Source organism: Sulfitobacter sp. 1A15299 (genome assembly GCF_043556915.1).
Taxonomy (GTDB): domain Bacteria; phylum Pseudomonadota; class Alphaproteobacteria; order Rhodobacterales; family Rhodobacteraceae; genus Sulfitobacter.
In genome coordinates this window covers 191,085-203,520 of sequence record NZ_JBIFFJ010000001.1, presented here as the reverse complement: position 1 = coordinate 203,520, position 12,436 = coordinate 191,085, and the positions used below count along the sequence as shown (strand labels likewise).

12 protein-coding genes are annotated in these 12,436 nt (G+C 60.9%); 10 read left to right on the top strand and 2 right to left on the bottom strand.

The window, feature by feature from the left end; translation table 11 throughout:
* The first annotated feature begins 207 nt into the window (after positions 1-207).
* On the top strand, positions 208-810 hold the full coding sequence (locus ACGYK7_RS00930; protein WP_394398155.1) for an alpha-ketoglutarate-dependent dioxygenase AlkB family protein: 603 nt from the start codon (positions 208-210) through the stop codon (positions 808-810).
* Positions 811-861: 51 nt separating this feature from the next.
* Here ACGYK7_RS00930 and ACGYK7_RS00925 read toward each other — a convergent pair whose 3' ends face one another.
* Complete coding sequence (locus ACGYK7_RS00925) at positions 862-1,470, bottom strand: COG3650 family protein (protein ID WP_394398154.1); 609 nt, start codon at positions 1,468-1,470, stop codon at positions 862-864.
* Entirely contained in the window at positions 1,467-2,291 is an 825-nt protein-coding gene (locus tag ACGYK7_RS00920) for an ABC transporter permease (RefSeq protein ID WP_067264256.1), read from the bottom strand. Before ACGYK7_RS00920 ends, ACGYK7_RS00925 begins: the two co-directional genes overlap by 4 nt.
* Before the next feature lie 116 nt (positions 2,292-2,407).
* On the opposite strand from ACGYK7_RS00920, the gene cysQ reads away from it, so the two are divergent.
* The 9 genes from cysQ (at position 2,408) to ACGYK7_RS00875 (ending at position 12,380) form a co-directional block, all read left to right on the top strand.
* Positions 2,408-3,205: a 3'(2'),5'-bisphosphate nucleotidase CysQ gene (gene cysQ, locus ACGYK7_RS00915; protein ID WP_394398151.1), complete on the top strand. Its 798-nt coding sequence runs from the start codon at positions 2,408-2,410 to the stop codon at positions 3,203-3,205.
* Positions 3,205-4,005: a 3-deoxy-manno-octulosonate cytidylyltransferase gene (locus ACGYK7_RS00910; protein WP_394398149.1), complete on the top strand. Its 801-nt coding sequence runs from the start codon at positions 3,205-3,207 to the stop codon at positions 4,003-4,005. Before cysQ ends, ACGYK7_RS00910 begins: the two co-directional genes overlap by 1 nt.
* Positions 4,002-5,279: a glycosyltransferase family 2 protein gene (locus ACGYK7_RS00905; RefSeq protein WP_394398147.1), complete on the top strand. Its 1,278-nt coding sequence runs from the start codon at positions 4,002-4,004 to the stop codon at positions 5,277-5,279. Before ACGYK7_RS00910 ends, ACGYK7_RS00905 begins: the two co-directional genes overlap by 4 nt.
* A gap of 61 nt (positions 5,280-5,340) precedes the next feature.
* Positions 5,341-6,234, top strand: a complete 894-nt coding sequence (gene galU / locus ACGYK7_RS00900; protein WP_394398145.1) for a UTP--glucose-1-phosphate uridylyltransferase GalU — start codon at positions 5,341-5,343, stop codon at positions 6,232-6,234.
* A gap of 50 nt (positions 6,235-6,284) precedes the next feature.
* Positions 6,285-7,457, top strand: a complete 1,173-nt coding sequence (locus ACGYK7_RS00895; protein WP_394398143.1) for a glycosyltransferase family 4 protein — start codon at positions 6,285-6,287, stop codon at positions 7,455-7,457.
* A 70-nt stretch (positions 7,458-7,527) separates the two neighbouring features.
* On the top strand, positions 7,528-8,514 hold the full coding sequence (locus tag ACGYK7_RS00890) for a glycosyltransferase family 2 protein (RefSeq protein ID WP_394398141.1): 987 nt from the start codon (positions 7,528-7,530) through the stop codon (positions 8,512-8,514).
* Positions 8,511-10,208, top strand: coding sequence for a beta-1,6-N-acetylglucosaminyltransferase (locus tag ACGYK7_RS00885; protein ID WP_394398139.1), 1,698 nt, complete (start codon positions 8,511-8,513; stop codon positions 10,206-10,208). The genes ACGYK7_RS00890 and ACGYK7_RS00885 overlap by 4 nt, the downstream gene beginning before the upstream one ends.
* A gap of 3 nt (positions 10,209-10,211) precedes the next feature.
* The gene (locus tag ACGYK7_RS00880) at positions 10,212-11,639 is read left to right on the top strand and encodes a nodulation protein NodH (protein ID WP_394398137.1); all 1,428 of its coding nucleotides are present in this window, start codon (positions 10,212-10,214) and stop codon (positions 11,637-11,639) included.
* Between the two features lie 168 nt (positions 11,640-11,807).
* Positions 11,808-12,380 (top strand): YitT family protein, encoded by a 573-nt coding sequence (locus ACGYK7_RS00875; protein ID WP_394398135.1) that lies wholly within the window; start codon positions 11,808-11,810, stop codon positions 12,378-12,380.
* The last annotated feature ends 56 nt before the right edge of the window (positions 12,381-12,436 follow it).

The following is a 12,436-nucleotide window of genomic DNA, read 5'->3' as shown; positions in this document are numbered from 1 at the left end:
GTTTCGATCCCTCTTTGAATCTAAGGCGATGACACGAGGCGCGGACCCGTTTTGGCATCCTGCCCCGATCTGTTGACATCGAAGACCACGTGCCTTCGACGGTTCGGAGCGTATATAGGGAGGGTATTTGCACCCTGCAACCATTGGCTGGTCTGGATGGTCGCGATTCCGTGATGTTTTTGCTAAACGAGCGAGGAAGAACGAAAAATGACTGCTTTGCGCCTCCGGGGCTTTGATATTCACAAGGAATTTCTAGGAAGAGCGGCCCAGCAGGAGGTACTGGAGGCGGTGCGCGGCGTGGTGCGCCAGGCGCCGTTCTTTCGCCCCGAAGTGCCGCGCGGCGGGCGCATGTCGGTGCGGATGAGCGCGGCAGGGCGCTATGGCTGGTTTTCCGATCGGCGCGGGTATCGCTACGTCACCGAACACCCCGACGGCCAGCCTTGGCCCGAGATTCCGGCACCGATTATGGCGATTTGGGATCAGTTGACCGGGTTGGAGCGCCGCCCGGAATGCTGCCTGATCAATTATTACGATGCAGATGCGCGCATGGGGCTGCATCAGGACCGGGACGAGGCGGATTTTCAGTGGCCTGTGGTCTCAGTCTCTCTGGGGGACGATGGGCTGTTTCGGATCGGCAACCTAACCCGAGGGGGCAAGACGGAATCGATCTGGCTGCAATCGGGCGATGTGGTGGTGATGGGCGGAGATGCGCGGCTGACCTATCACGGCGTGGACCGGATCAAACCCGGCACCTCGACATTGCTGCCCAAAGGCGGGCGGATCAACTTGACGCTGCGCGTGGTGGAGTGACGTTTTCTTTAAAAGAAAACGGTGACGGACTTTTTCAAAAAGTCCGTTGCTCTAGCGGCTGAGAGAACAACACCCTGTCTGATGTTGCCAGCCATCATTCCCTTGCAAAAGGAAGTCGACCGCCAGCCCATAGGCGCGGTCCGACATGCCATCGCTACAGGCGCGCGTCATGAGCGTGGCGATGGCCGCGCCCTGCGGCCCCTCGGCGATCATGTGAAAACTGTCGCGTCGCCCCTGCGCCGGGCCTGACTGTGTGATGCGGTAATCGCCTGCGCCGCCCGCCATGGCGTCATAGCTCAGCGCATCGCCGGTCAAGACAAAAGACCAAAACGGCTCTGTCCCGCCGCAATGGGCCACGGGTGGCATCGCCCCGGCCCATTGGCCCGGTTGCCGGGTGAGGAAGCTTAAAGACACCCAGCCGGTTCCTTCGCCCGTGTTGACCAAGCCCCAACCGTGATGGTCATTGGGGCGGATCACTTCGATGTTCTGGGCGTCAGGCTCGAAACTGCCGATGATTGGAGCATTGGCACTTGGGGCTTGGCGAATGTTCAACACATCATCCGCCGCAACTCCGCTGACGTCATGTAGGGCAGGCCATGCATCCTGCGTTGCCCAGACAGGCAGTGCCCAGAGGCAGAGGAAGAGTGCCAGAAGTCTCATCGCCGGGCGTTCCAACTGATCGACGCATGGCGGCGGGTATAGAATTCGCCCATTAGCCCGATCATCAAAAGCACCAGCCCGACCCAAAGCGGATATTCCCAACTGGTGTAGCGCGGGTTGTAATTGATGAAGGCAAAGCCGCGCGCTTGGTCAATGCTGTGAAACAGCGGGTTCCAGTCAAACATCGCCAGCATATAGCCGGGCAGAGAGTTGGCGAGGAACATCTTCCCCGAAGCGATCATATTGGCGCGCTGATAGACGGTCGAGAAAATCGTCACGAAAGACGGAAACCACGGTTTGATCGCCAGCATCACCAGCCCAAGCGCGCAGCCGGTAAACCAAGCGGTCAGCATCATCCCGAAAGCGGCAAAGGGCTGGTCTATGGTGATCGGCGTGACCGCCACATGATAGATGAACAAGATCACGAAGAGCGACAGCACTTGGATATAGAGCGACCCCACCGCCGCCGATGCGATGGCGATGATCGTGTTCATCGGGGCGTGCTGCATCATCGGACTTGCCGGCCCCTCAGACCCTGCGACCGCGCCCAACGCCTTCACATGGGTGAGGTAAAGGAAAATCCCCGACATCAGATAGATGAGGAAGTCACCCCGCACGGCAGAGCCGCGCATCCCGAGGATCGAGAACATCACATAGAAGGCCAGTACGAACATCACTGTTTGCAGCATGTTCATCGCGATGGCGATAAAGGCATTGTTGTGCTGTTTGCGGACGTTGCGCACCACGGAATGGTAGACCAGTTCCGCGATGGCGAGGGCAGAACCGATGCCGGATTTCGGCTTTCTGGAAGACTGGAACATGCGCGCGTCCTTGACGAAGCCCTAGCGTGGCACGGAATTCTTGCTGTTCCGTTAGCTCCGCAGCATAAGGGAAAGGGTGAATTGAAGCAACGACAGCCCGCAGGGCCGGAGGCAGAATGAATTACGAGAAACTGGTCGCGGAAATGCGGCGGCTGGCATTGGAAGCCGGGGATAAGATCATGGAGATCTACGGTCAGGACGATTTCGAGGTGAAATCGAAATCCGACGACAGCCCCGTCACCGCCGCCGACGAAGCCGCAGATGCGATCATTTCCGACGGGCTCCGCGCGGCTTTCCCCGATGTCATGTTGGTGACCGAAGAACAGGCCGCGACCCATTCCGCCAAGGGCGATACCTTTCTCATCGTCGATCCGCTGGACGGCACCAAAGAGTTCGTCCACCGCCGCGGAGATTTCACGGTAAACATCGCTCTGGTCGAAGGCGGCGTGCCGACGCGCGGCGTGGTCTATGCCCCCGCCAAAGCCCGGATGTTCTTTACCCAGGCCGACGGCCAGTCGGTCGAGGAGGTCGGCGCATTCGACAAGCGGCAGGTGGGGGAGACCAAGGCGATTTCGGTCTCTGACCCTGACAATGCGGCCCTGATGGTCGTCGCCTCGAAATCTCACCGCGATCAGGCGACCGATGATTACATCGGAAAATACGCCGTGCGCGACATGACTTCGGCGGGGTCGTCGCTGAAATTCTGTCTCGTCGCGACCGGAGAGGCCGATCTCTACCCGCGTTTGGGCCGCACGATGGAATGGGACACCGCCGCGGGCCATGCGGTGCTGAACGGGGCAGGCGGCGCTGTGGTGCGTTTCGATGACCTCACCCCGCTGGCCTACGGCAAGGACGATTTCGCCAACCCTTTCTTCATCGCCCATGCGCCGGGCGTTGAGTTGAAGGCGGGCTGATGTCTGTCCTGATCGTCATCCCCGCCCGCTATGCTTCCACACGCTATCCCGGCAAACCTCTGGTGGCGCTCACCGGGGCGTCGGGCCAGAAACAAACACTGATCGAACGCAGTTGGCGGGCCGCCAGCGCGGTGTCGGGTGTCGACCGCGTGGTGGTGGCCACCGACGACGACCGCATTCGGGAGGCCGCCGAAGGCTTCGGCGCCGAGGTCGTGATGACTTCGGAGGCCTGCGCCAACGGCACCGAACGCTGTGCCGAGGCCCATGCCGCATTGGGCGGGGGCTATGACATCGTGGTGAATCTGCAAGGTGACGCGCCTCTCACGCCGCATTGGTTCGTCGAAGGGCTGGTGCAGGGGTTGAAAGACACCCCCGAGGCCGAGATCGCCACCCCGGTTCTGCGCTGCGACGGGGCTACGCTGAACAGTCTTTTGGCCGACCGCAAAGCGGGCCGCGTGGGCGGCACCACGGCGGTTTTCGGCGCCGATCATCAGGCGCTCTACTTCTCGAAAGAGGTCGTTCCCTACACCGGAAAGCCCTATGCAGAGACGGATATGACCCCGGTCTTCCACCATGTCGGCGTCTATGCCTACCGCCCTGCCGCGCTGGCCCAATACCCAAGCTGGCCCGTCGGCCCCTTGGAGCAGTTGGAAGGGTTGGAGCAGCTGCGTTTCCTTGAGAATGGCCGTGCCGTGCTCTGTGCCGAGGTCGAGGCCAAGGGGCGCGAGTTTTGGGAATTGAACAACCCCGAAGATGTGCCAAAGCTTGAAGCCATGATGGCGAAAATGGGCCTGGAATGACCCCTACCCCCGACAGTGCCACGCTCGAAAGCGGCGTGCCTGTCAGCATCGTGATCGTCAGCCGGAACCGGCCCGAAGCATTGCGGCGCTGCCTGACGGGGGTGGAACAGCTTCAATATACCCCTTTCGAGGTCATCATCGTGGCCGATCCTGCGGGGATCGCCGTCGCCCGCGCCATGCATTTTGCTTGGGCCTTGAAAATGGTCCCTTTCGACAAGCCAAACATCTCTGCCGCGCGCAACCTTGGGGTCGCCGAGGCCGCGGGGGAGGTCGTGGCCTTTATCGACGATGACGCGGTGCCCGAGCCGCAATGGCTGCGCCACCTGCTGGAGCCTGCGCAACAGCCCAAGGTCGCGGCGATGACCGGTTTCGTCCGGGGGCGAAATGGTATCTCGTTCCAATATCGCGCGCGTCGGTTGAATGGTTTCGGAGAGCCGGAAGAGTTTGATGTCGACCCTGAAACCCCCAGCATCCTGCACCCTCCGCCCGGGGGGGCAATCAAGACCGAAGGCACTAATATGGCCTTTCGGCGTGATGTCTTGGTGAAAGTGGGCGGCTTTGACCCGGCCTTTCATTACTATCTTGATGAGACCGATCTGAACATGCGGCTGGCGCGGGTGGGCCATGCCACGGCAATCGTGCCGCGCGCCGAGGTCCACCACGGTTTCGCCGCCAACGCCATGCGAAGCGCCAACCGTGTGCCGCGCGATCTCTTCGATATCGGGGCAAGCTGGGCCGTTTTCCATCGCAAACACTTGCCCGCGCAGGACCGTGCCGCCCATTGGGCGCAGCTGCGTGCCCAAGAACGCCGCCGTTTGCTGCGCCATCTGGTGAGCGGCGGGTTAGAGCCGCGTGACGTGCCAAGGTTGCTGCGCAGGTTGGACGAGGGCCACGCCGAAGGGGTGAAGCGCCCCATCGCCAGCGTTACCCTGCCGCAGAAAGCCAACAGCGCTTTCCGCCCTTTTCCGGCCCACGCCCGGCGCAGCGTGGCCATCTTCACCCGGCCTATTAAACTGGCGCAAGACCGGGCAAAGGCTGCAAAACGGGCACGATCGGGTGAGATCGTGACCTTAATCAACCTTTCGCCGACGGCGCTTTACCATCGCGTTGCTTTCGATCCGGCCCACGCTATCTGGCTGCAAACAGGTGGAATATACGGAAAGTCTGAACGGGATGACGCGGTTTTCCGCTTAACGCGACGCCTTGATCGGCAGCAACGGGAAGTTAAGCGAGTTGCCAGACAGCGCGGTTTCGGCAATGATTGTGACCGGTAGAAAGACGCAGGTAAATTGACCGAGGCGTTCTGTATATTTCGAATAAGTTGTAAGGATTAAAATGCGCAAGAAGGTTACAAAAGCGATTTTCCCCGTTGCAGGCATGGGAACACGCTTTCTGCCCGCCACCAAATCGGTGCCGAAAGAGATTATGACCCTCGTCGACCGGCCCTTGGTTCAATATGCAATTGATGAGGCGCGCGCCGCCGGGATCAAAGAGTTCATCTTCGTAACCTCGCGCGGCAAAGGCGCGCTGGAGGATTACTTCGACCACGCCCCACAGCTTGAGCAGGAGCTGCGTAAAAAGGGCAAGACCGAGCTTCTGGAGACGCTACAAAGCACCAATATGGACAGCGGCGCAATCGCCTATATCCGCCAGCACAAGGCATTGGGGCTGGGCCATGCGGTCTGGTGCGCGCGCCGTTTGATCGGCAATGAGCCCTTTGCCGTCATGCTGCCGGATGACGTGATCGCAGCGGAAAAACCCTGTCTACAGCAGATGGTCGAAGCCTATGAGGAAACCGGCGGCAGCATGGTCGCCGCGATGGAGGTGGAGCCGTCCCGTGCGTCCTCCTACGGCATTCTCGATACCAGCGAAGAACGCGGTGATCTGGTGAAGGTGAATGGCATGGTAGAGAAGCCTGCCGTCGACGAAGCACCATCGAACCTCGCGGTGATCGGGCGCTACATTCTGGCACCGACCGTTTTGAAGAACCTGAACAAGCTGAAATCCGGCTCGGGCGGTGAAATTCAGCTGACCGATGCGATTGCCCAAGAGATCGAGCAAGACCGCGATGTCTATGGCTTCCGTTTCCGCGGGCAGCGGTTCGATTGCGGCTCAAAAGCGGGCTTTCTGCAAGCGACGGTGGCCTTCGGCCTTGCCCGTGAAGAATTGCGCGACGATCTTTCGGCCTATCTGCAAAGCATTTCCCAGATCGACCGGGCGGCGCAGTAGGGGCAAGAAGCAGGCCTTTGGAAAAGCCTCAGTCTCCCCCCACGCGGCTGTTGGACCTGACGCGCAGTTTGCGTCGGGTCGGGCGGGGCGCGACGGGGGTGGATCGGGTCGAACTGGCCTATCTTTCACATCTTTTGACAGGGGCTGCGCCGCTTTTTGGAGTGGCGCGCACTGCTTTGGGCTATGCCGTGCTGGACCGCGATGGGATGCGGGCCTTTCAGGATCGGCTCGCGGGCCGCGTTGCTTGGGGGCGGGCGGATCTGCTTTCGCGCCTGCCGCGGGGGCGCAGTGTGGCGCTCAGCCGGGCGGAGAGCGACTTGCGGCGTTTGGCGGTCGCGCGCTGCGTTCCCGCTCGGTTGCCCGCGATGCTCTCCCGGCATCTGCCGCCGGGTTTCGCCTATTTGAATGTCGGGCACAGCAATCTGACGGACCGGGTTCTGGGCGCTGTGAAACAGGCACGGGGGCGAAGTGCTGTTTTTATCCACGACGTGATCCCACTGGAACATCCCGCCTATCAACGCCCCGGCACCGTCGCGCCGTTTCGGGCCAAGATCGACCGGGTAAGCGCGCAGGCCGATCTGGTGATTTACAACTCACAAGACACGCGCCAGCGCAGCGAGGCGCAGATGCGCGGGCGGATTCCGTCTGCTATCGTCGCACATCTGGGCGTCGATCTGCCCGCGCCTGATGCCGGTGACCTGCCTGCGGGGCTTCCGCCAGAGCGTCCCTATTTCGTCGTCGTCGGCACGATCGAGCCGCGCAAGAACCACGGCTTTTTGTTGGATCTCTGGCAGAAGATGGGGCCCGATGCGCCGCTCTTGCTGATTTGCGGGGCGCGGGGGTGGAACAACAGCGCGGTTTTCAACCGGCTCGACCGCCTGCCTGAAAACGGCCCCGCGCAAGAGCTGGCGAACCTCAGCGACGAAGGATTGGCGGCCTTGGTGCAGGGGGCGGCGGGGATGCTTTTCCCCAGCCATGCAGAGGGGTTTGGCCTGCCCCCGGCAGAGGCGCTGAGCCTTGGAACGCGTGTTTTATGCAACGATTTACCAGTCTTGCACGAGGTCTTGGGCGACAAAGCCGTTTACGCGCCCTTGGGCGAACCCTATTCATGGATCAGAACAATCGAAGAATGGGCCGCATCTGTGCCAGACCCGCGCCCAGCGACGACTTTTATCGCGCCAACATGGGCCGAACACTTCAAGACCGTGTTAAAGTCGACGTGATAGCGCGGTAGAGGGGGGCGGTCAGACGCGATAGGTAAGGGGCGGTTTGGGCTTAATTCAGTCATATCGGTTGCGGCTGCAACGCAAGCGCTGGCGCATCCGCGCCTTCCGCAAGCGGCGCGAGTTGACCTCTGTGGCGAACCGGACCGCGCAGATCAAGGCTGACGATATTCTGCTGTTCTGCACGCAGCGCAACGAAGCGATCCGGCTGCCCTATTTCCTGAAATACTACCGCGAGATGGGCGTCGGGCATTTCTTCTTTGTCGATAATGACAGCGACGATGGCGCGCTCGATTATCTGGCCGAGCAGCCCGATGTCTCGGTCTGGAGCGCCAAGGCCAGCTACAAACGCTCCCGCTTTGGGGTGGATTGGCTGAACTGGTTGCAGATGAAATACGCCCATGGCCATTGGGCGCTGACGGTCGATCCGGATGAGTTTCTCGTCTACCCCTTTTGCGACACGCGCCCCCTGCGGGCGCTGACCGACTGGCTCGATGCCTCTTCGATCAAGAGCTTTTCAGCGATGTTGCTGGATATGTATCCCAAGGGGCGGCTTGACGAGGAGCCCTATCAGGCGGGCCAAAATCCGATTGAGATCGCCGCATGGTTCGACAGTGGCAACTACACCATTTCGCGCAATCGGCGGTTTGGAAACCTCTGGATACAGGGCGGACCACGGGCGCGGGTGTTCTTTCCTGACGCGCCTGCCAAGGCGCCTGCGCTGAACAAGGTGCCACTGGTCAAATGGGATCGGCGCTATGCCTACGTCAGTTCGACCCATATGCTGCTGCCGCGCGGGCTCAATCAGGTCTATGACGAATGGGGCGGAGAGAAAGCCTCGGGCGTGCTGTTGCACGCCAAATTCCTCGACACCTTTGGGGCCAAGGCGGCGGAAGAGTTGCAGCGTAGCGAGCATTACGCGGCTTCGGTGGAATACAAAGCCTATGCCGCACAGCTGAAGGACGACCCGCAGCTTTGGTGCAAATGGTCAGAACGCTACATCAACTGGCGGCAGCTTGAGATCCTCGGCCTCATGTCCAAAGGGAACTGGGCATGAGCGTCGGGATCGTCATGTTGGTGCACAACGCTTTTGACCGGGCCGAGCAGGTTGCGCGGCATTGGGCGGCAGCGGGTTGTCCGGTGGTGATCCATATCGACAAGGCGGTGTCCCGGCGGGCGCATGATGCCTTCGTGGCGGCGCTGTCGGATCTCAAGGATGTCTGCTTTAGCCCGCGCAAACGTTGCGAATGGGGCACCTGGGGAATCGTTGCCGCCTCTCAGGGCGCGGCGGAATTGATGCTCTCGCGCTTTCCCAAGGTGCGCCATGTCTATCTGGCCTCCGGCTCTTGCCTGCCGCTGCGCCCGGTGCAGGAGTTGATCGACTATCTTGAGGACCGTCCCCAGACCGATTTCATCGAAAGCGCCACCACGGCGGATGTGCCTTGGACCGTGGGCGGGCTGGATGCAGAGCGGTTTACCCTGCGTTTCCCCTTCTCATGGCGGCGCAACCGCTATCTGTTCGACCGCGCGGTCGAGGTGCAGCGCCTGCTGCGGTTGAAGCGTCGGATGCCGCGCAGGATCGTGCCGCATATGGGCTCGCAGTGGTGGTGCCTGACCCGGCGCACCCTGTCGGCGATCTTGCAAGACCCGGACCGGACGACCTACGACAAGTTCTTCCGGCACGTCTGGATCCCGGACGAAAGCTATTTTCAGACCCTTGCAAGGCTCTATTCCAGCAAAATCGAAAGCCGATCGCTGACCCTGTCCAAGTTCGATTTTCAGGGCAAGCCGCATATCTTCTACGACGATCACCTCCAGCTTTTGCGCCGCTCTGATTGTTTCGTGGCACGCAAGATTTGGCCCCATGCGGACCGGCTTTATGATGCCTTCCTGACCGACTCTGCCGGTGCGATGAAAAAGACCGAGCCGAACCCCGGCAAGATCGACCGTATCTTTGCCAAGGCGGTGGAGCGGCGCACCCGGGGCCGCGCCGGGCTTTATATGCAAAGCCGTTTTCCAAACGAGGATTGGGAGAATGGCGTCACCGCCGCGCCCTATTCGATGTTTCAGGGCTTTACCGAGATTTTCGAGGATTTCGAACATTGGCTCAGCCGTGCCAGTGGTGCGCGCGTGCATGGGCATCTCTTTGCCCCCGACCGGGCGCATTTTGCGGGTGGGGAAACCACGCTGAACGGAGCCTTGTCGGACAACCCGGTGCTGCGCGATCACAATGCCAGTGCGTTTCTGACCAACCTGATCTGGAATACAAGGGGCGAGCGTCAGTGCTTTCAATTCGGCCCGATGGACAATCAACAGATCAACTGGCGTGTGGCCAAAGACCCCAACGCGCATATTTCGGTCATCACCGGCGCTTGGGCGGTGCCTCTGTTCCGCTCGAACCTCGATTTCGCCGATATTCGCCGTCTGGCCGCCAAGCTGCAAAAGACGGAAAGCACGCATTTGGATGTGTTGAATTCGCCCTATACCAAGGCGCGTGTGCGGGTCTGGACCATGGCGGATTTCATCGAAGCGCCGATGGAGCCCTTGCAAGATATCCTTGACGAAATTGGCCGCCACCGTCTGCGTCGCCTGTCAGAGGCGCCGCGCATGGTTGATCTGAACGGCTTTGGCCAGTTTCTCCAGAACCTCAAGAACCAAGGCATGCACCCCTATCTGGTCGGCGATTTTTCGGTGGCCCAAGGGGGCAGCGCCGATGCCAAACCTTCCCCCAAACCCTATCTGGTGAAATAACCCATGCGCGACAAATTCGACAGTTTCGTAGTCTTCGCCGAGATGCGGACCGGGTCCAACTTCCTGGAGGCGAACCTGAACGCCTTTGCCGGGATCGCCTGTCATGGGGAGGCGTTTAACCCTTTCTTCATGGGCTATCCCAAAAGCGAGCCGATCCTTGGCGTCGATCAGGCCACGCGGGACGAGAATCCCAAAAAGCTGCTGGCGGCGATCCGGGGTCAGCAGGATGCTTTGGGCGGTTTCCGCTATTTTCACGACCACGACCCGCGTGTTTTTGACCAGATCGTCGAAGATCAGCGCTGCGCCAAGATCGTGCTCACGCGCAACCCGGTCGACAGCTATGTCAGTTGGAAGATCGCGCAGGCCACGGGGCAGTGGAAACTGACCGATATGAAGGCGCAGAAGGTGGCGCAGGCTGTCTTTGACGCCGATGAGTTCAGCGCCCATTTGGATGCCCTGCAACAATTCCAGATCACGCTGCTGAACCGTTTGCAAATCTCCGGCCAGACGGCGTTCTATGTGGCTTACGAAGACCTGCAAAGCGTTGAGGTGATGAACGGGCTTGCGCGCTACCTCGGCGTGGATGAGCAGTTGGAGGGGCTGGATAAGAACCTCAAGAAACAGAACCCCAGCCCGATCTCGGCCAAGGTCAGCAATTATGACGAGATGCTAGCGGCGCTGGCGCGGCTCGACCGTTTCGACCTGACCCGCACCCCCAATTTCGAGCCACGGCGCGGGCCGAATGTGCCCTCCTATGTGGCGGCGGCGACCAGCGGGTTGATCTATCTGCCGATTAAATCCGGCCCGCAGGAACAGGTGTTGGACTGGCTCGCCGCCCTCGATGGTGTCCCGCGCGAGGCGCTGCGCGATAAGATGTCGCAAAAAGAGCTGCGGCAGTGGAAACGCAAAACGCACGGGCATCGCGGCTTTACCGTACTGCGCCATCCCGCCCTGCGCGCGCATGATGCCTTTTGCCGCCATATCCTGACCACGGGGGAGGGCAGTTACCGCCAGTTGCGCAACACGCTGATGCGCCGCTACAAGGTGCCGCTGCCAAAGGATGGCCCCGACGCCGAATACGACCGAGACGCGCATCGCGCCGCTTTTGTCGCCTTCCTGAAGTTTCTCAAAGGCAATCTGGCCGGGCAAACCTCGATCCGGGTGGATGCTGCATGGTGTTCTCAGGCCCAAGCCATCGCGGGTTTCGGGGCGTTCTGCCTGCCCGACCGTATCATCCGCGAAGAGGAGTTGGCCAGCGAACTTCCCGCTTTGGCCGCGGGTCAAGGCCATGCCACCGTCCCGGCCCTGCCCCAGATGGTGGAGCCCGGCCCCTTCACGCTCGGCGATATCTATGACGATGAGATCGAAGCACTCACGGCGGAAGCCTATCAGAAGGATTATATGACCTTCGGCTTTTCGCGCTGGCGGTGAGGGGTACAGGCTAGATTGACCTTGCCGGTTCTGACGTAAACTGGAACAACAGGGCATCTTGAGCATCCCGCCAAAGGTCGCGCCGTGAGTTTTCTGTCTGTCACCTCTGTTCCCCGGCTACGGTGGAGTTCGCCCAAAGCCTTCACGCTCAGGCCGCCATTGGCGTCGATGGTGTTTTTGGTTCTGGGGTTGTTGATGTTCGGCTTGGGCGAGGCGCTTTTGGTCACGGCGGGTGTCGGCGTCAGCCCTTGGACCGTTTTCGCCGAAGGGGTGACCCGCATCACGGGGTGGAGCCTTGGCTTTGCCACCTTCTTGATCAGCGCCGTGGTTCTTTTGCTTTGGATCCCGCTGATGCAGACGCCCGGCATCGGCACCATTCTGAACGCGCTGATCGTGGCGCTGGTGCTGGAATATGCGTTGCCGATCCTGCCCCACTTCGACAACTATCTGGCGAATGCCGTGTTGGCGCTGACCGGTGTCTTCGTGACTGGCTTTGGCGGCGCGATCTACCTCGTCGCAAACCTCGGCCCCGGGCCACGGGACGGGTTGATGACGGGGCTGCAGCGGGTCACCGGCAAACCCATCGCGCTGGTCCGCATGAGCATCGAATTGTCCGTCGTGGCGATCGGCTGGGCCTTGGGCGGCACCTTGGGTCTCGGCACGCTGCTTTTCGCCGTGGGGATCGGCCCGGCCATGGCGATTGGGATGCAGATTCTGCAACTGCGCAGCGTCGCCCGCTAGACGGCAGCGCGCAGGCAGCGCTAGGTGGCGGGTCGAAAAGGCTGAAATCCGCTTTT

Bases quoted from the DNA above. Each gene is read 5' to 3' on its own strand.
- galU (WP_394398145.1), top strand. From the start codon at position 5,341: ATGCGCAAGAAGGTTACAAAAGCGATTTTCCCCGTTGCAGGCATGGGA.
- ACGYK7_RS00920 (WP_067264256.1), bottom strand. From the start codon at position 2,291: ATGTTCCAGTCTTCCAGAAAGCCGAAATCCGGCATCGGTTCTGCCCTC.
- ACGYK7_RS00930 (WP_394398155.1), top strand. From the start codon at position 208: ATGACTGCTTTGCGCCTCCGGGGCTTTGATATTCACAAGGAATTTCTA.
- ACGYK7_RS00905 (WP_394398147.1), top strand. From the start codon at position 4,002: ATGACCCCTACCCCCGACAGTGCCACGCTCGAAAGCGGCGTGCCTGTC.
- ACGYK7_RS00925 (WP_394398154.1), bottom strand. From the start codon at position 1,470: ATGAGACTTCTGGCACTCTTCCTCTGCCTCTGGGCACTGCCTGTCTGG.
- ACGYK7_RS00880 (WP_394398137.1), top strand. From the start codon at position 10,212: ATGCGCGACAAATTCGACAGTTTCGTAGTCTTCGCCGAGATGCGGACC.
- ACGYK7_RS00875 (WP_394398135.1), top strand. From the start codon at position 11,808: ATGGTGTTTTTGGTTCTGGGGTTGTTGATGTTCGGCTTGGGCGAGGCG.
- ACGYK7_RS00910 (WP_394398149.1), top strand. From the start codon at position 3,205: ATGTCTGTCCTGATCGTCATCCCCGCCCGCTATGCTTCCACACGCTAT.
- ACGYK7_RS00885 (WP_394398139.1), top strand. From the start codon at position 8,511: ATGAGCGTCGGGATCGTCATGTTGGTGCACAACGCTTTTGACCGGGCC.
- cysQ (WP_394398151.1), top strand. From the start codon at position 2,408: ATGAATTACGAGAAACTGGTCGCGGAAATGCGGCGGCTGGCATTGGAA.